The sequence below is a fragment of the Bradyrhizobium sp. CCGUVB14 genome (genome assembly GCF_024199935.1).
Classification (GTDB): Bacteria; Pseudomonadota; Alphaproteobacteria; order Rhizobiales; family Xanthobacteraceae; genus Bradyrhizobium.
In genome coordinates, this window is record NZ_JANADS010000001.1 from 1,319,516 (window position 1) to 1,337,639 (window position 18,124).

Annotated in this window: 17 protein-coding genes; 9 read left to right on the forward strand and 8 right to left on the reverse strand. The window is 59.7% G+C overall.

The annotated features are described in order from the left end of the window. Nucleotides 1–45: 45 nt before the first annotated feature. Nucleotides 46–1,224, reverse strand: coding sequence for a cytochrome P450 (locus tag NLM32_RS06305; RefSeq protein WP_254128376.1), 1,179 nt, complete (start codon nucleotides 1,222–1,224; stop codon nucleotides 46–48). 14 nt (nucleotides 1,225–1,238) lie between these two features. Beyond that, the gene (locus NLM32_RS06310; protein WP_254128377.1) at nucleotides 1,239–2,447 is read right to left on the reverse strand and encodes an ABC transporter substrate-binding protein; all 1,209 of its coding nucleotides are present in this window, start codon (nucleotides 2,445–2,447) and stop codon (nucleotides 1,239–1,241) included. Between the two features lie 111 nt (nucleotides 2,448–2,558). On the opposite strand from NLM32_RS06310, the gene NLM32_RS06315 reads away from it, so the two are divergent. Then, nucleotides 2,559–3,038: a MarR family winged helix-turn-helix transcriptional regulator gene (locus NLM32_RS06315; RefSeq protein WP_254128378.1), complete on the forward strand. Its 480-nt coding sequence runs from the start codon at nucleotides 2,559–2,561 to the stop codon at nucleotides 3,036–3,038. A 549-nt stretch (nucleotides 3,039–3,587) separates the two neighbouring features. Here NLM32_RS06315 and NLM32_RS06320 read toward each other — a convergent pair. After that, nucleotides 3,588–3,962 carry a tyrosine-type recombinase/integrase gene (locus tag NLM32_RS06320; RefSeq protein WP_256568393.1) on the reverse strand — a complete coding sequence of 125 codons (375 nt, stop codon included), beginning with the start codon at nucleotides 3,960–3,962 and terminating at the stop codon, nucleotides 3,588–3,590. Between the two features lie 122 nt (nucleotides 3,963–4,084). Further along, the gene (locus NLM32_RS06325; RefSeq protein ID WP_254128379.1) at nucleotides 4,085–5,206 is read right to left on the reverse strand and encodes an IS630 family transposase; all 1,122 of its coding nucleotides are present in this window, start codon (nucleotides 5,204–5,206) and stop codon (nucleotides 4,085–4,087) included. Nucleotides 5,207–5,231: 25 nt separating this feature from the next. Here NLM32_RS06325 and NLM32_RS06330 point away from each other — a divergent pair, with 25 nt between their 5' ends. Continuing rightward, nucleotides 5,232–5,546, forward strand: coding sequence for a LexA family transcriptional regulator (locus tag NLM32_RS06330; RefSeq protein ID WP_254128380.1), 315 nt, complete (start codon nucleotides 5,232–5,234; stop codon nucleotides 5,544–5,546). Here NLM32_RS06330 and NLM32_RS06335 read toward each other — a convergent pair. Continuing rightward, nucleotides 5,450–5,890 (reverse strand): hypothetical protein, encoded by a 441-nt coding sequence (locus tag NLM32_RS06335; RefSeq protein WP_256568394.1) that lies wholly within the window; start codon nucleotides 5,888–5,890, stop codon nucleotides 5,450–5,452. The genes NLM32_RS06330 and NLM32_RS06335 overlap by 97 nt on opposite strands. 318 nt (nucleotides 5,891–6,208) lie before the next feature. Continuing rightward, complete coding sequence (locus NLM32_RS06340; RefSeq protein ID WP_254128381.1) at nucleotides 6,209–7,387, reverse strand: aminotransferase class V-fold PLP-dependent enzyme; 1,179 nt, start codon at nucleotides 7,385–7,387, stop codon at nucleotides 6,209–6,211. A 518-nt stretch (nucleotides 7,388–7,905) separates the two neighbouring features. Between NLM32_RS06340 and NLM32_RS06345 the strand changes: the two genes are divergently transcribed. Both NLM32_RS06345 and NLM32_RS06350 read left to right on the forward strand, forming a co-directional pair. Continuing rightward, complete coding sequence (locus NLM32_RS06345; protein ID WP_254128382.1) at nucleotides 7,906–8,655, forward strand: SDR family oxidoreductase; 750 nt, start codon at nucleotides 7,906–7,908, stop codon at nucleotides 8,653–8,655. A 98-nt stretch (nucleotides 8,656–8,753) separates the two neighbouring features. Beyond that, nucleotides 8,754–9,134: a DoxX family protein gene (locus NLM32_RS06350; RefSeq protein WP_254128383.1), complete on the forward strand. Its 381-nt coding sequence runs from the start codon at nucleotides 8,754–8,756 to the stop codon at nucleotides 9,132–9,134. A 129-nt stretch (nucleotides 9,135–9,263) separates the two neighbouring features. On the opposite strand, the gene NLM32_RS06355 is transcribed toward NLM32_RS06350, so the two are convergent. Next, complete coding sequence (locus tag NLM32_RS06355) at nucleotides 9,264–10,163, reverse strand: LysR family transcriptional regulator (protein ID WP_254128384.1); 900 nt, start codon at nucleotides 10,161–10,163, stop codon at nucleotides 9,264–9,266. 114 nt (nucleotides 10,164–10,277) lie between these two features. On the opposite strand from NLM32_RS06355, the gene acdA reads away from it, so the two are divergent. From acdA to NLM32_RS06380, 5 genes are all read left to right on the forward strand, one after another. Next, nucleotides 10,278–11,492, forward strand: coding sequence for a 3-sulfinopropanoyl-CoA desulfinase (gene acdA, locus NLM32_RS06360; RefSeq protein ID WP_254128385.1), 1,215 nt, complete (start codon nucleotides 10,278–10,280; stop codon nucleotides 11,490–11,492). 264 nt (nucleotides 11,493–11,756) lie between these two features. Next, entirely contained in the window at nucleotides 11,757–12,968 is a 1,212-nt protein-coding gene (locus NLM32_RS06365; protein ID WP_254128386.1) for a CaiB/BaiF CoA-transferase family protein, read from the forward strand. Between the two features lie 456 nt (nucleotides 12,969–13,424). Next, on the forward strand, nucleotides 13,425–14,759 hold the full coding sequence (locus NLM32_RS06370; RefSeq protein ID WP_254108912.1) for a tetratricopeptide repeat protein: 1,335 nt from the start codon (nucleotides 13,425–13,427) through the stop codon (nucleotides 14,757–14,759). A 220-nt stretch (nucleotides 14,760–14,979) separates the two neighbouring features. After that, a complete protein-coding gene (locus NLM32_RS06375) occupies nucleotides 14,980–15,768 on the forward strand; it encodes a CoA transferase subunit A (protein ID WP_256568395.1) in 789 nt (262 codons plus the stop codon). Next, nucleotides 15,765–16,511: a CoA-transferase gene (locus NLM32_RS06380; RefSeq protein WP_254128388.1), complete on the forward strand. Its 747-nt coding sequence runs from the start codon at nucleotides 15,765–15,767 to the stop codon at nucleotides 16,509–16,511. The genes NLM32_RS06375 and NLM32_RS06380 overlap by 4 nt, the downstream gene beginning before the upstream one ends. A gap of 78 nt (nucleotides 16,512–16,589) precedes the next feature. Here the strand turns inward: NLM32_RS06380 and NLM32_RS06385 are convergent, their stop codons facing one another. Then, nucleotides 16,590–18,089, reverse strand: a complete 1,500-nt coding sequence (locus tag NLM32_RS06385) for a CoA-acylating methylmalonate-semialdehyde dehydrogenase (protein ID WP_254128389.1) — start codon at nucleotides 18,087–18,089, stop codon at nucleotides 16,590–16,592. Nucleotides 18,090–18,124 lie beyond the last annotated feature (35 nt).

Sequence of the window (18,124 nt, forward strand, 5' to 3'; positions counted from 1 at the left end):
GCGGTAGTTTGGCCTTAAAGGGTGGCCGGCCGCGCGTGATACAGCTCATGCCGCCGTCACGCGAACCGGCATGCTCTCCAGTCCGCGCAGGGAATTGTTGAGCCTGCGTTTCGGCTCTGCCGTGAGCTCGATCGCCTTCACGCGCCTGGCGAGTTCGCCGAAGATCAATTCGCCTTCCAGGCGCGCGATCATCTGGCCGACGCAGGCGTGAACGCCGGCGCCGAAGCCGACATGGCCGGTCGCGACCCGCTCGACGTCGAACCGATCCGGATCGCGCCAGCGCGCAGGATCGCGGTTGGCGGAGGCCATGAACAGCAGCACCTTGCGGTGGGCAGGGATGACGCCGCCGCCGATCTCGACGTCGCGCGAGGTGGTGCGAAAGAACGTCTGCACCGGTGAATCATAGCGCAGGCCTTCCTCAAAAGCGTTGCGCGCCAGCTCCGGCTTTTGGTGGAGCTTGCGATATTCATCCGGATGCGTGGCGAGTGCGAGCAGGGTATTGCCGATGCCGTTGACGGTGGTGTCGATGCCCGCGGTGAGGAACGGCCGCACCAGATGCGTGGCTTCGTGCTCCGTGATCTCGCCCTCGTCGGCGGCCTGGTAGATCATCATGCCGAGCCCGTCGGGGCGCAACGCATCCCGGGCACAACATTCCATGATCCAACTCTGGGCGGCCAGGCCCGTCTTGCGCGTTTCGACGAGTATCTCGTTCTCCGGGCCGAAGCTGTTGAACACGAAGGTGCTCCAGGCCAGCAGCTTGTCGCGGCCGTCCGGCCGGATGCCGATCGCATCCGGAAACACTTTCATCGGGTAAGCCTCGGCAAGGTCGGTGACGGCATCGAACGAGCCCTTGTCGATCAGCTCGGTGACCTTCTTCTCCGCCTCATGCTGGAACGTCTCGCGCAGCTTCCTGGCGACGCCAGGAGACAGCGTGCGGCCGAGCACCCGCCGGCCCTTGTCGTGGTCGGGCGGATCGATCTGCAGCGTGAGCGGCTTTGGCAGCGCAGGGTTCATCCCGTGCAGTCCGACGCCCTCGCCGCTGATGAACGTCTTCCAGTCCTTCAGGGCCGGCTCGACCTCACCATAGCCGGCCATCGCCCATACGCCGTAGCGCTCCAGCGTGAAGACCGGCCCGCGCGCGCGCAGCGCCTCGTAGGCCGGATAGGGGTCCGTCAGGAAGTCCGGGGCGAACGGATCGACCGGGCTGGATGCAATGCCGCTCATCGCCGGCTCCGCGTCTATTGCTTGCTGAGGGGGCATTGGCCTTCGCTCTCGGGGCGGAAGGCGTCCTCGCCCTTGATGGTCGCGACGACCTTCAGCAGATCCCAGGCGGATTTCGACTCTTCGGGCGCCTTGACCTGGAGCAGGTAGAGCGGGTGGATCTTGCGTCCGTCCTTGCGGATATAGCCCTTGCCGAACAGCGGATCGTCGGTCGGCATCTCCTTCATCGCGGCGACGACGGCCTTGCCGTCCTTGGCACTACCGACCTTGTCCACCGCCTTGAGATAGTGAATGACCGAGGCATAGACGCCGGCCTGCATGTCGTTCGGATAGGCCTTGGAGGGAATGCGTTCGGCGAAGCGTTTTGCGAAGGCGCGCGTGCCGTCGTTCAGATCCCAGTAGAACGGATTCATGATCTGCGCGCCTTGCGCAAACTTCAGGCCGAGCGCGGGAAGGCCGTTCATGCCCAGGATCAACCCGACCAGCTTGTGGTCCTTGGTCAGTCCAAACTCGGCGGCCTGCTTCATCGACGTGATGGTGTCGTCGCCGGCATTGGCAAAGCCGACCACATTGGCGCCCGAGGCCTGGGCCTGGAGCAGGAACGAGGCGTAATCGGCCGTTCCCAACGGATGCCGCACGCTGCCGAGCACCTCGCCGCCGGAGGCCTTCACCGCCTCCGCGGCCTGCTTCTCCAGGTCATGGCCGAATGCATAGTCGGCGGTGATGAAGAACCACTTCTTGCCGCCCTGCTGCACGATCGCCTTGCCGAGGCCGCGGCCGTAGGCATAGGTGTCGTAGGTCCAGTGCACCGTGTTCGGTGTGCACTTCTCGCCGGTCAGCAGCACCGTGCCGGCGCCCGATCCGACGAACGCCTTGTTCTTCTCGGCGCTCATGCCGGCTACCGCAAGCGCGATCGACGAGTTCGGAATGTCGAAGATCGCATCGACGCCCTCGTTCTCGTACCAGCGCCGGGCGATGCCGATGCCGATGTCGGTCTTGTTCTGGTGATCGGCTGCGACGACCTCGACCGGCTTGCCGCCGGCCTTTCCGCCATAGTCCTCGACGGCCATCTTTGCGGCGACGACAGAGCCGACGCCCTGATAGCTCGCGAACGGACCGGATTGGTCGTTCAGGATGCCGATCTTCACCGCGTCCTGGGCGAATGCCGGCGTCGCGGTCAGTGCTACGGCCCAAATGCACAATTTGTGCAGGAATTTGCTGTTCATTGTATCCCTCCCAAAGCGGTCTTGGTGCCGCTGAATAATAGTTATATTTTATATCTATTTTTGAGAGTGTCAATTCGGCCATCAGCCGATGGCTGCCGCGGATGGAAAATCATGAGCTCGAAACCCCTGAGACCCGGAGCGAAGTCCGCCCAGCAGAGCGAAACCTCGCTAGACCTGCGCGCGCTGCAGCGGACGCCCGGCTTCATGCTGCGCCTTGCCCAGCTGAAGTTCTTCGAGGGCTTCTACGAAGAGTTCGCCGCACTCGGCCTCACACCCGCGACCTACGCGATCTTCGTCGTCATCCGCGACAATCCCGGCGTGCCCCCGAGCAGCCTTGCCAGCCTGTTGCGGCTGCGTCTGCCGAACCTGATCAAGATCCTGAACGAGCTCGAATCGTCCGGCTTCATCAAGCGCAACCGCTCGAAATCCGACCGCCGCGCCGTCGAGCTCGTGCTTACCCCGAAGGGTGCAAAGCTCATTGCCGATGGGACAAGGCTGACGGAGCCCTACAATCGGAAGATGCTGGCCCCGCTCACCGAGACCGAGAAGCGCACGCTGCTCGAGCTGTTGAACCGGATGCTGCCGCTTTAGGACGGGTCAGCGAGCTGGGACGTTGCGACGCCCCGCCGTCGATACGGGGCCGCCGGGCCCGGGCCTTACGGGATGGTCCAGGGCTTTTGTTTGCAGGCATGCGGGCGGCCGGACTCCTCGACGCCCGATGCGACGTCTAACGTTCTGGCCGTTGCGCGCGCTGAGAGTGCCTCCGCTTTCTTCGCGGTACGCTTCCCAGTGAGTTGAGCTCTTTGCAGTTCATTGCTTGCTGAGCACTCTTGCCACCACGTCCTCGGTGTGAACGCCTACAAGATTCTCGCAGAGCACCACAGAAGAACACGCCGAATTCAGGCGCCGATCTACGATTCGAAGTCACACGCTCGGCCTCGATCACTTCGCAACCTTAGAACGAAGCTGCCGCTCGCGCCGGCTCGACCAGATGGAATCGAAATGGATGATCGATAACTGCGGCCTCACAAACCGCGAGAAGGTCCATAATGCCGTAACCCTGATTATGCCGCATGGCGTCCGTTAGAGGTTGGTTCTCCTAGCTTCGGCCATGCGGTAGTTCGGCATAATCAGAGCGCCTCAAGGAACGAGAGGAACTGGTCGTCCGGTCTGAACCGGCTTGAGGGGGTGTCCGGGGCGGCAACGCGGGCGAGCGCCTTCTCCTTCAGCCCTCATGTCGGCATGGATGTAGACCTGGGTGGTCTCGACGTTTTCGTGACCGAGCCAGAGTGCGATCACCGCTGGGTCGACACCGTGATGGAGCAGGTCCATCGCAGTGCTGTGACGAAGAGTATGGGGCGTGACCCGCTTGGTTCCGATACTTGGGCACATCCTCGATGCAGTCAGGCTGTGCTTGCGGACAAGATGCTCGAGAGCGTCGCGGCTCAAAATTTCGCCGCGGAGCGAGGGGAAGAGCGGTTTGCTCTCCTTGTTGTCGCCGATCCAACTCGCCAGGAGCTTGGCCGTCTCGCGGCGAAGCGGAGTGGCACGTTATTTCCGCCCCTTCCCCATGCAACGGATATGGGCGCCGGTTCCGATCGCCGCATCTGAGGCCGACTAGTACCTCGCCACAGTGATTATGACTCTTTGGATGTGACGGGATAGGCGCGGCGCATTTTGGCGCGGGCTTTGTCGGTTGTGAACATCCAATTGATTTGGGCGCCGGCGGCGTTTCGTTGTCGTTCCCAGGCGTCGATTTCGCGGCGGAGCCAGTCTGGGTCATCGATTCTGCGGTCGAGGCACTGCCCGCGCAGCACGCCGATCTCGATCTCGACCATGTTGAGCCAACTGGCATGCTTGGGGGTGTAGTGGAACTCCAGGCGGCGCAGAATCCGCCGGGCTTCGGCGGGGGCGAAGGCCTCATAGAGGGAGCCGGCCGCGTGGGTTGACAGGTTATCCTGCACGACGCGGATGCACGCGGCGTCGGGATAATGGACATCGACGAGTTCGCGCATGCAGTGGGCGTAATCCTCCGCGGCCCGCCGTTCGGTGACCTTGACCTTGCGCCAGGGTCGATGCACGTCGATGCAGACGAAGAGATTGACGGTGCCATTGCGGCGATACTCGCAATCGTAGCGTTCGAGCTGGCCCGGCTCGGCCGGGATCGGCTGGCGAACCTCGCCGATGAGCTGGAGCGGGCTCTCGTCGAAGCAGACCACCGGCCGGTCTGGATCGGGCGCCTCGGCATAGAGGTCGAGCACGTCTTCCATGCGGGCGACGTATTCGCCATCGACCTTTGGAATGCACCACATGTCCCGACGCCAGGGCTTGAGACCGTTCTCGGCCAGTCGCCGGCGCACCGTCTCGCCCGACAGGCTCTCGTGGTCAGTGAGCTTGACCATGGCGTCGGCCAAAAGCTCCAGCGTCCAGCGAGCGCGGCCCTCCGGGGGACTGGCGCAGGCCGTTGCCACCAGCAACGCCTCCTCCTTGCCGGTGAGCTTGCGCTCTGCGCCAGGCCGCGGCTCCTCGCTCAACGCCTGCTCCAGATTGCCTTCCACGAAGCGCCGCTTGGTCCGGTACACGGTGGAACCACCCACCGCTACGGTGCGGGCAATCTCTTCATCGCTGCAGCCGGAGTCGGCCGCCAGCAAGATCTGGGCGCGCTTGAGCTTGCGGGCGGCCCGTTTGCCCTTGCTCAACATCGCGGTAAGCTCGTCGCGTTCGGCTTGGCTCAATTCGACCCGATAACGTACATTCATCCCGACCTCCTTGTTGGAGAGCCGGATGAATCGACAAATGAATCAAAAATCAGGTGCCGCTCGCAGCCTCAGCGCTCAAGTCTTCACAGACAAGCAGGGCCAATACCTAGCCTTCATCTACACTTACGCGCACATGTTCCGACGCCCGCCCGCCGAGGCCGACATGCAGCGCCACTTTCAGGTCACACCACCTACCGTGCACCAGATGATCATGACCCTCGAACGAAACGGCCTCATTCGCCGTCAACCCGGCGTCGCCAGAGGCATCCAAATCCTCGTAGCTCCGGAAGACTTGCCCATCCTGAACTGGCTAGGAATCAACCAGTCAGAAACACTGTGACGAGGTACTAGTTCGGAAGCCCGCAGACCCGTCTGCACAGCAAGCAGAAGCAGCGCATGGTCACGACGTCCGGTCCACGTCGTGCGGTCCGGCGCCGCCAGCAGGGCCGCGATCTCTTCTCCGTCGAGGAACGTCACCGCACGCCGCACATTGCGCTTATTCGGCATGGCGAGGATGCGGTGGCAATGCAGCAACCAGGTCGGATCGCTCATGGCGAGGTACCGGAAGAACGATCGGATCGCGGCCAATCGGGTGTTGCGGCTACGCGCGCGGTTGCCGCGTGCAGTCTCGGTGTGAACGAGGACGTCGGCGACGAGATCGGCATCAATCTCCTCGATCGTCAGCTTGACCGGCGGCTTACCGTGCCGGGCGCTTGCCTATCGCAACAAAAGGCGGAAGGTGTCGCGATAGCCGGCCACGGTATGGCGGCTCGCTTCCATCTGCACGCACAGTCGGTCGGTGAAGAAACGCTGGATCAGCGCGGGCAAAGTGGCGTTGCTCATCGGCTTGCCTCCCTGCTGTCGCCACTCGCTCGCGCCATGGCCAAATCGAGCAGTTCGGGGACCGCTTCCAGATACCGGTATGTGTTGGAGGGATCGCTATGGCCTAGATAGGTCGTCAACCGGATCATCTCGCGCGCCAAATGCAGTCATCACCCTCCATCAAGTGGGAATAAGACTGGACACTATTTCCACGAAACGTTCGATCTCCTTCTCCGTGTTGAAGTAGTGCACGGAGGCGCGAACCAGCGAGGAGAGCCCCCGCTCGCCAAGATCAAGCCGGGCATAGGGCACGCCGGACACCGAGACGTTGATCTGCTGGGCTCTCAGGCGCTCGGCAATGCTCTGCGGTTCGAGACCTTGCTTCTGGAAGGTGACGATGCCGCACTTCGTCCGCCCGAGGTCATGAACGGAAACACCCGCCTCACCGCAAAGAGCATCCCGAAGCGTGGCGGCCAAGGACGACACGCGCTGTTCGATCACCGCGATGCCGATGCTCCGCGCATATCGGACAGCAGTCATGAGACCGACGCGGCCGCCGACATAGCTTTCCCAGTTCTCGAAACGCTTTGCGCCCGCCGCCAGCTCGTACTGATCATTGGTCGTCCAGTTGGCCGACAGAAGGTCGATAAATGGCGGGTCGAGTTTTTCGACAATGGCGTTGCTGACATAGAGAAAGCCGGTGCCGCGCGGCCCCCGCAGAAATTTGCGGCCGGTGCCGGAAAGGATGTCGCAACCAATGGCCTTCACATCCACCTCAAGCTGGCCGACTGACTGGCATGCATCAAGCAGGTACAGGATGTTGTGCTTCTTGGCGACTTGGCCAACTGCGGCTGCCGGGTTCACCAGCCCACCCTGTGTTGGGACATGCGTGATGGCGATAAGCTTTGTGGCGGGCCTGATCAGAGTTTCGAGCGCAGCGACATCGAGTTGTCCGCTCTCGTCGGAAGGCGCTATGTCAATCTCGATCCCACGTCTTTTGGCCTGATGCAGAAATGCCAGGAAGTTCGACGCATATTCTGAACCGTGTGTAATGACCCGGTCGCCCGATTGGAGGGGGAGAGCATAGAACGCCATATCCCACGCACGAGTGGCGTTTTCGACAAAGGCGATTTCATCCGGCCTGGCATTCAAAAGGGCTGCGAATTCGCTGTAAAATGCCTGCAAATCGTCTGCTAGGCGCCGCTCGGCTTCGTAGCCGCCCACGCCGTTTTCTAGATCCAACACGCCCTTGACCGCCTCGTAGACCTGACGAGGCATTAATGAAGCCCCCGCATTGTTAAAATGCAGCACTTGCTCGCAAGCGGGGGTATCCGCCCTCACCTTGTCAATATCGATCATGTGGCAAACTCCCTCGAAGGTGACGGCACATTTAATAGCCCACGTTTGGCTCATCAAGCCGGGAAGCTCCCGGTTGGAACAGTGCAAAGCAATTGAGCGTAATGGCTGCTTTTGCCAACAAAACTCAAAAACATGACCGTCAGCTTCCCACCCCATTTCTGCCGGGTTAGAGGCGACCGAACTCGCTGTGCGTAATAAATCCGATTATGCCGAGCTGACGAACGGCCAGAACCAGCTCTGACAGCCGCCAACGTTGGTCATCGGCATAATTCGGGTTACGGCATTATGCACGTTATGCCGATATCGGCATAAGACCCATTGGTCATCCCACCGCAACTCCACGTTCACTCCTCGGGTAGGTCCGCGCCATCCATTTCTGTATGCCGGCATAGAAAATTAGGCGGTTGCCATTCTGTCTGTCCAAGGCGAAAGGAGCGCCAGAAGTGAGGAAAACAAATCAAGCTTCATAAAACGTGCGGTTTACATCGGGCACGCCAAAGGACGATAGGAGACGAAATATGGGTAAACTAGGCGGTAAGGTCGCTGTCATCACCGGCGGCAGCGATGGGATGGGACTGGCGACAGCCAAGCTGTTCGCACGCGAGGGTGCGAAGGCCATCATCACCGGGCGGGATCAGGCGAGGCTCGATGCCGCGGCGCAGAGCATCGGAAACGGCGCCGCCGCGATCGGCTGCGATATTTCGAAGATGGCGGACATTGAGGCGCTTCGTGCGTTTGTCGAGAGAAAGCACGGCCGCGTCGACATCATCTTCGCGAACGCAGGTGCGGCGCGACCGAACATGTTTGAATATATGTCGGAGGAGGAGTTCGATTTCACGGTCGCCTGCACCTTCAAGGGAACCTACTTCACGATCCAGAAGCTCCTGCCGCTCATGACATCCGGGGGCTCGATTGTCCTCAACACCACGACCCTGACCACCAAGGGCATGCCCTATGTCAGCGTCTATTCGGCAGGCAAAGCTGCCATTCGTTCGCTGGCACGCTCGCTCACGGTAGAACTCATCGACAAGGGCATACGAGTGAACGCCATGGCGCCCGGCTACATCGACACTGACCAGGCGCGCAAATCGGGTGTGAGCGAGGAGATGATTCAGCAGACCAAGACCCAAGTTCATGCCCAAATTCCGATGCACCGCAGCGGCACCGTCGATGAGATCGCAAAAGCCGTCCTGTTCTTGGCCTCCGATGACTCATCCTATCTGACAGGCAGCGAACTCTGCGTCGACGGCGGCTGGAGCCAAGTCTGATAGTTCCTGAGATCACGCATAACAAGGTCATCCGCTCTAGCCGGATGACTTTGCGGAATTGATTTGACCATCACTCATTAGAATGGGCGTGTGATCGTATGTCTGAAGAGTCAGTACTGAATCCCGGGAAAATGAGTCTTTGGGTTCTGCGTGGCCTCATGGGCTTTGTTTTCATTGCTACCGGTGCGATGAAATTGGTGGCAACACCCATGATGATTGAAGATTTCAACCATCTGGGCCTGGGGCTCTGGTTTATGTATTTCACTGGGGCTTTGGAGGTTATCGGTGGGGTTGGTGTTCTAGTGCCGCGTCTCTCGCCGTGGGCCGCCCTACTGCTGTTGGTGCCGATCGACATCGCAGCCTTCGTCCTGCAGTTGATGGTCTTTCATCACGACTGGATTCATCCAATCGTCTTCGGTCTGATCCTTTTTGGGATCATATATCTTCAACAGAGCGCTCTCCGCTTGAAGGTGACTTGATCGGACCAGAGGCCGATCCCAGAGCTGCGATACGAACTACATCGCTTTGGTTCAGCTCGCCTCGATCAGGCTATGGCTTCGCGTTAACGAGTTAGAGCAGCGGGAGTTCAAGTCGAATAGCCGCTCCGACTATCGCTTACGTTTGCGGGGCGTGGAGCGGGGCGCCGTTACGAATGATTTGAATGCGTCAGCGACCGCGCGAACGGTAGGGGCATCAATCGTCCCACGACGAGCCAAAATCCCGATTCGTCTATGAACCGGTGGATCGAACGAAATCGACTTTAGAGCGTCGAGGTCGGGAGAAAACAGACCGACTGGAATAATGGTCACTCCGAGCTTGAGCCTCACAATGCTGATCATTGTCTCGATGGAGTCGAACTCCATGAAGTCATTCACCAGAATTCGACGTGCGCGCAACGTCGAATCGATTACTCGTCCAACTCCCATGGCAGGATTGAAGCGAACGAATGGGTATGTTCGCAGCAGTTCCCCGATCGAACCGCGGGCCAGATCCTTGTGAATGACAACCTTAAGCTCTTCTTCCGATATCTGCTCAAAGGCGATCGACGGATCCAGGCGCTCCAACTCCGTAACGATTGCAACATCCAAGCGCTTTTCCTCAACCTTAAAGGCAAGTTCGGGAGACAGGCCGCTTTGAATTTGAATTCTCAAGCTCGCGTGCTCGTTCCGCAATTTTGATAGCGTTTGAGGAAGAAGGTGCGTCGCAACGGAGGGAATAACGCCAAGCCGCAGAGAACCCGTAAGGCCCGTCGAAGGAGTCGATGCAAGCAGCCGAAGGGCATCGTAGCGTTCGATAATCTGTCTGGCTTCGTCGACAAGGCGCCATCCATTGCTATTGAGAACCGGCGGTCTGATGGTGCGGTCGAATAGCTTGGCTCTCATGTCGACTTCCAAGGCCTTCATCTGCATGCTGACCGCCGACTGGGTCATGTAGAGCCGCTGGGCGGCCGCGTTAAAGCTACCGCCATCTGCAATGGCCACGAGTGTGCGAAGCTGTCTGATGCTCATGACAGACAACTTAACATATTTTGAAGTCTGGCTCGCAAAATATTCGTTTGCCTTTCGATAGTCTGCGGAGTGAAAACGGCTGACCGTCCCGTACCCGAAGAGGATTCACCCCCTATGGATATGAAGCTCTCGCCTGAGCAACAGAAGCTGAAAGCCGCTGCGCGCGAGCTTGCAGAGTCCAAATTCGCCGAAAAGGCTGCAGAGGTAGACCGAACGGAGGCCTATCCCTACGACAACGTGAAGGCGCTGACCGAAGCCGGGTTCATGGGGTACACGGTGCCTAAGGAGTATGGCGGTCGCGGCGGTAGCTTCTTTGAGGCCACCCTCATCATCGAGGAAATGGCCCGCGTATGCGGTGCTACCGGGCGTATTACGGTCGAAGCCAACATGGGCGCGATCTCAGCCGTCATGCAGTACGGTACCGAGAAGCAGAAGCGGATGGCGGCGGAGCTGGTGCTCGCCGGCGACAAGCCCGCGATCTGCATTACCGAACCGAATGCCGGTTCGGCCGCTACCGAGATGACCACGCGTGCAGACAAGCGTGGCGGCACGTATGTCATCAACGGCAAGAAGCACTGGATCACTGGCGGCGGTGTGTCCAAGCTGCACTTGATCTTTGCCCGTATTTTCGACGAACGGGGATCGGAGCAGGGGATCGGAGGGTTTTTGGCCGTTGCCGGGACCCCGGGTTTGAAGGTCGGCAAGCGTGAGCCGGCGATGGGGCTTCGCGGAATTCCCGAAACGGAGATCATTTTCGAGGACCTTGAGGTCAAGGACGATATGCTCGTCCTGCCGCCGCGCGGGCTTCGTCGTGGCTTCGCTGATCTGATTGACGCCTATAACAGCCAGCGCGTCGGCGCGGGCACTGTGGCGCTCGGCATCGCGCAAGGCGCATTCGAAAAGTCTCTTGCTTTCGTGAAGGAGCGTGAGCAGTTCGGTCGTCCCATTGCGGAATTTCAAGGATTGCAATGGATGGTGGCCGACATGGCCGTAGCCGTGAATGCCGCGCGCCTGTCGTTGCATCAAGCCGCTTTGAGTGCGAATCCATTTCCGGACCCTCTCATGGCCGCCCAAGCGAAGATCATCGCTTCCGAGACCGCCAACAACGTCACCAACCAGGCATTGCAGCTCTTCGGCGCTCGGGGATACTCGCGCAATTATCCAATGGAGCGCGCGGTGAGAGATGCTCGCATGTTCACCATTGCCGGCGGAACTGCTCAAGTGCTCAGAACCTTGGTGGCCTCGCGCGTGCTTGGCATGAAGATGCCGCAGACACGTGACGGTTACGCCCACGTTGCGCGAAGCCAAGGCCGCGATGCTGCCGAATAGGATGCCTGTCTGAGGGCTGGGCAGGGCCCGATCGACCATCTCGCCGGATGAGGCTTAGGAGCCTCGTCCGCCTCGGAAAAGGGCTCATGACGGTGCTCTTCGCTCGTCCGAAATCGGAGATACGCTTTTCGGCCGCCTCCCGGTCGGATCAGGGGCCCGCAGGCCCCGCTACTCGAGCCCGGCGTGTGCAAATGTACATGCCGGGCTCTTTTTCGAAAGCGTCGTGCAATCGACGCATCCTATTGTAAGTGGGGCACCTACATCATGACGACTTCCTTCGCAAAGCCGCTCGCCGGGACGCGTGTGATTGAGCTAGGCGAGCTCATAGCTGGACCTTTCGTGGGGACACTGCTTGCTGACAACGGAGCAGAAGTAATCAAGATCGAGCGGCCGGGGCGGGGCGATGTACTTCGGCAGTTTGGTCCCATGGTCAATGGAACCAGCGCGTTTTGGCAGGTAAACAGCCGAAACAAAAAGTCGGTCGTGCTCGACATCACCCGCGACGGTGGCCTTTCTATCTTGCGGGATCTCTTGAAGACCGGTGACGTGCTCATCGATAGCCTGCGGCCCGGCGTACTTGACAAAATTGGACTCAACGACGAAGCGCTCCAGTCGTTGAATCCGAGATTGATCGTCGTGCATGTCTCTGCGTTTGGCCGAATTGGACCAAATTCGAAGCGGGGCGGGTACGATCCGGTCGCGCAGGGATTTTGCGGGCTAAGCAACCTGACGGGTGAGCGCGATGGACCGCCCATGAGGGCAGGTGGTGCCGTACCAGTCTGCGACTTCATGACGGGAGTGCTTGGCGCGTTCGGCGCGGTGTTGGCGCTCTATCAGCGAAAGGGCGGAATGGAGCCGATGTCGTCGGTCGATGTCGCGCTCTATGACGTCGCGTTCCGAATGATTGCGCCACTCATTTCCTACTATGAAGCTACTGGAGAGGCTTGGCAGCGAGACGGCAATCACAGTCTTGGAGGGGCCCCAACGGGGCATTTCAAGACGGCGGACGACAAATGGATATGCCTCTCCGTTCAGAATGATGAACAATTCGCGCGCTGCGCGGCATTGGTCGGCCGTCCTGACTGGGCTTCCGACGCTAGATTCGCGACCCTCTCGCAACGCACCGCTCATCGCGACGAGATTGAGGCTTGGGTCGCGACCTGGATAGGGGAAAGAGATCGGACGACCGTTATCGCAGCTTTCGAATCGAAATCGCTTGGCGTCGGGCCAATCCAATCTATTGAGGATATGGCCAGCGACGAACATCTGAGCGCCAGAGATTTGAATGCCGTCGATGACCCGGTTTTGGGATCGGTCAGAATGCCACAAACTCTTCCAATCAATCTGAATGCCGGGAAGCAGTCTCCCGCTCCGGCGCTGGGTGAACACACTCGCCAAGTCTTGTCTGAGGTTCTTGGATATTCGGCGGAGGCGATCACACAAATGATAAGCCATGGCCACGCCGCCTCCGTGTAGGCGCCGGTTCGGCGTGCGCCGAATGGTCTTTCAGGCTGCTCGTTTCAATAGCGAATGCTGCCGGACAAGGGACAGCACCCGTGCTGCTACGCGACCTTACCTCTGCCGGTGACCGGCTGCGAACTTGACTTCATTATTTTTGAATTGGTGCGTGAATTTATCTCGTTTGCTTAAGTTGGAAAATGACGCGAAATAAGATGCTCCAAGCGCAAACGAATGGGCGTCGCAAATGCAGTCCCAAGAACAGGCGGTGAAGTGCAGATTTGCGCGCTCCGTGCAGGCGATCGTGCACACGCGCAACAGCTTTGTAGGTCCGTCTCCAGACTAGGACGCGCGCCACTGCTTGATTATTTGAGTATCCCTTCCCTTTTGCGGGTGTAGCGCCCGAGGCGTGAAGGGCCCTCGAACGCTCGCCGTGAATATCTTCAACCGAAAACGACAGACTTTAGAGGTCCTATGTTCGACGATCGAGGTTTGGAACTTAGCAGCCAGAACGAGGCCGCCGTGACTTCCTATAATCGGGCGGTCAAGAGCTTTCTCGAGTACCGGACGACGGCAATGCCCCTGACAAAGGAAGCGTTGGATGCCGATCCGCAGTTCTGCCTGGCGCATTGCTTGCGTGGCTATTTCTTCATGGTCTTCGGCACGTTCTTGGTCATGGACAAGGCGCGTGCTGCTTTCAAGGATGCTCAATCGACCCTAGGCAACGCAAACACCCGCGAGCGACGCCACGTCGAAGCGTTGGGCCTCTGGATTGCCGGCGATCTTATGGCCGCCAACACCTGCTGGGAGCAAATTCTTTTCGAGCACCCCCACGACCTTCTTGCCTTGCGGCTTCATCACTTCAACTGCTTCTGGATGGGGCAGACCCGCGCTCTGCGCGCGGTCCCTGCATCCGTGCTGGCGAGTTGGAGCAAAGACATGCCCGGCTACGGTAACGTTCTGGGCATGCTTGCGTTTGGCTTTGAGGAGAACGGTGAATACGCGAACGCCGAACGTTGTGGACGCGAGGCCGTCGAGATCTGCCCAGACGACTTATGGGCATTGCATGCCGTCGCGCACGTGCTGGAGATGCAAAGTCGTCACGGCGAGGGGCTGAAATGGCTCAATCATCCTCTCGACCAGTGGAACGATAGAAATCCGTTTCGGCGTCACCTGTGGTGGCACAAGGCATTGTTCAACATCGACGCGGGACGTCTCGATGGCGCGCTGCAGCTCTATGATGAGGCCATCAAAGGCGACAAATCCGACTTCTATCTCGATATTCAGAACGCCGCGTCTCTTCTCGCCCGGCTCGAGTTCTGTGGTGTCGATGTCGGGAACCGATGGGGGGCTCTCGCCGATCACGCCGAGACGCACATCGATGATCATGCGCTGATCTTTACCGATGTTCATTGTGTGATGTCGTTGGCACATGAGCGTCGCTTCGAGGCGGCCCAGAAGGTAATCGAATCGATGAAGAACTATGCCGGCGACGAGACCCGCTACGCAAGCGGCGTTATCCGTAGGCTCGGCGTTCCGCTCTGTGAGAGTATCATTGCATTCGAGCAAGGTCGATATGACGATGTCGTGGGCGGAATTCTGCCGCTGCGTCACGTCACTGGTCCGATCGGTGCAAGTCACGCTCAGCGCGACATCTTCGATCAGTACCTTCTTGAGGCGGCTCTTCGCGCGAACAAGCTGCCACTCGCCCAGAGCCTGCTCCAGGAGCGCAGCCTCTTGAAGCCAGGCAGCCACGAGAGCGAATACAAGCTGGCCAGACTGCAAGGATCGATGGCGTCGCGCGCGTAGAAGCGCGAGCTGTCTCGAAGGTCTGCGCAGATCATTGCGGGTAGTCGCCGCTTAGCGCAGTGATCAGTGCCGGCTCACTCGGCGCTGATTGCAATTTGTACGCTGCATTGGCGTGACCTGGGGTGACCTTGCCGATGATTGGTCGCTCGCCGACAACGTCCCGTACGACGTACCTACTGTGAAGCAAGCGGAGGCATCTTTGGCGAGCTCTCTTGGCGAAATGGCGAAATGTATCGAGCGTGGAATGACCATCGCGCTGCCGGTAGACTACGCCGGCGTATCGATGGCCATGACGCGCGAAATGATCCGGCGGGGTGCGAATGACCTTCATCTGGTCTGTGTGCCGACTGGAGGCCTGGAAGTTGATCAACTCATCGGAGCCGGCCTGGTCGGGACGGTCGAGACGAGCGCTGTCTCATTGGGGGAGGCAGGCGGCGCGCCTCGATTCAATGCCGCCGTGAAGGACGGCTCGATTCGCCTGAAGGACGCGACGTGTCCGGCGATTCATGCCGGCTTGATGGCTGCACAGAAAGGCATTCCATTTCTGCCGATGCGGGGGCTGATCGGCACAGACGTGCTTCGGCACCGGGAAGACTGGCGCGTCCTCGACAATCCGCTTGCTGATACCGCCGATCCGATCGTCCTGATCCCAGCCATCAAGCCGGACGTAGCTATCTTTCACGCCCCGATGGCAGACCGTTTCGGAAACGTCTGGATCGGCCGTCGTCGTGAGCTCGCGGCTATGGCCTATGCGTCAACCATCACGTTGGTCACGGTCGAGCGCATCGTGGAGGAAAATCTACTTGCGGATGAACTGACGGCCGCAGGTGTGTTGCCAGCCCTCTACATTGGGGCTGTCGGACAAGCCTCGCGAGGCGCATGGCCATATGGCTTGTGGGGCGAATATCCCCCGGACGTGACGGAACTCAATCGCTATGCGCGGGCGGCACGAACGGCCGAGGGATTCTCCAGATACATGGCTGACGTCAGGTCGGAGACAGTATCGTGACCGCCATCCATCCCCGCGAGATACTGATCTACGCCATCGCGCAGCTATTGGATGGCGTCAAACACGTAGCTGTAGGCGCCTCGTCGCCGATCCCCGCCGCTGGAGCCATGCTCCTGCGCGCAATGAAAGCTGCCAAGGGAGAGCCTGTCCCCCGCATTTCGGTGCTCGGCTCCGTTGATCACAACTTCTTCACCAATGGCTCGGCCGAGCTGTTCGATTGCGCGGCGCAGGGACGCATTGATGCGTTCTTCCTTGGCGGCGGCCAAATCGATGGGGTCGGCAACGTCAATCTCGTGGGCGCGGGCGGCTATCCGCAATCGGACGTGCGCTGGCCTGGATCTTTCGGGTCGGCATATCTGTATTTTGTCGTTCCTCGGGTCATACTCTTCCGCGAGGAACATTCGCCGCGCGTTCTCGTCGACAAAGTTGATTTTGTCAGCGCGCCCGGCGTGAGCGAAAGGGGAGTCTTTAGAAGTGGGGGGCCGATCGCACTGCTAACGGGCAAGGGCCTCTTTCGCTTCGACAAGTCGCATCCAGGGTTCATTCTCGACAGCATTCACCCCGGATACGATCTCAATGAAATCAAGGCTTCGACCGGCTTCAGATTCCACCATGCGGATCAGCCTAGTCTAACGGCACGGCCCGACGCGTCAACATTGGGCTTGCTACGCGGTAAAGTACTCGACGAGCTCGCCGAGACATATGGCGAGTTTGCGGCGAAGATGCGCGCCGAGCTTCCTTGAGGTTTGTCCAGAGAGTATCCTTCAGCAATCGGCCGCAAGGCCAGGCGAAAACCGATGCGGTCTTCGCCCGGTATTAGATCAATTCATCGTCGGCATAACGAACTCTGCACCTGATCGAATGCCGGTCGGCCACCGCGTGGTGATGGTCTTGAGCTTGGTGTAGAAGCGTACCCCCTCGGGACCATGCATGTGATGATCGCCGAAGAGAGATGCCTTCCAGCCACCGAAGGAGTGAAATGCCATTGGCACGGGGATTGGCACGTTAATGCCGACCATGCCCACCTGAATCTGATGCGCGAATTCACGGGCCGCATCGCCGTCTCGCGTGAAAATGGCAGTGCCGTTGCCGAACTCGTGCTCGTTGATCATCTCGGCTGCTTCGTCATATGACCTGGCGCGTGCGATGGCGAGCACAGGTCCAAAGATCTCCTCTTGGTAGATCTTCATACCGGTCGTGACGTTGTCGAAGAGTGATCCGCCGATGAAGTATCCCTTTTCATACCCCTGACGCCGGAAATCCCGGCCGTCGACGACAAGCTTTGCACCTTCGTCGACGCCAGCATCAATGTATCCGCGGACCTTGTCGAGGTGCTGCTTGGTCACCAAGGGGCCCATCTCGGCTTCAGAGTCCGTCCCCGGACCGATATTCAGAGCGCGGACCTTTGGCGCGAGCTTTTCGATCAATCTGTCTGCGGTGGTGTCGCCGATCGGCACCGCCACCGAGATTGCCATGCAGCGCTCGCCGGCGGAGCCATAGGCCGCCCCCATCAGCGCGTCGACAGCCTGATCCATGTCGGCATCTGGCATGACGATCATATGGTTCTTCGCGCCGCCAAGCGCCTGGCATCGCTTTCCGTGCTGGGTCGCCGTCTCGTAAATGTAGCGGGCGATCGGGGTCGAGCCGACGAAGCTGACGGCAACGATATCGGGATCAGACAAGATCGCGTCCACGGCTTCCTTGTCACCTTGGACGACGTTGAAGACGCCGTCGGGAAGTCCAGCTTCCTTCAGCCACTGCGCGAGAACCAAGGACGTGGAAGGATCGCGCTCGGAGGGCTTGAGGATGAAGGTGTTGCCGCAGGCGAGGGCGACTGGGAACATCCACATCGGAACCATAGCCGGGAAATTGAACGGTGTGATCCCGGCGACCACACCAAGCGGCTGACGTAGCGAGTGGCTGTCAACGCGCGTTCCGACGTTCTCTGTAACCTCGCCCTTGAGAAGCTGCGGTGCACCGGTTGCGAACTCCACCACTTCCATGCCGCGCTGGATCTCGCCTTTGGCGTCTGAAAGGACTTTGCCGTGCTCCGCGGTAATGATCTGCGCGAGTTCGTCGATGCGGTCCTCGAGAATCCGAAGGAAGCGGTTGAGGATGCGAGCGCGTCGTAGAGGAGGTGTATTCGCCCAAGCCGGGAATGCCTTCCGAGCAGCGATCACCGCGGACCGAACATCTTGTGCTGATGCTAGTCCCAGAATTCCCGATTGTTCGCCGGTGGCCGGATTGTAAACGGCCGTGGTGCGGGGGCCCTGGCTTGGCACCAACTCACCATTGATGAAATTCGGAATGGTCGCCTGCATGGTCTTGTTTCTCCAAACGAAGCTTGATCGTTTGG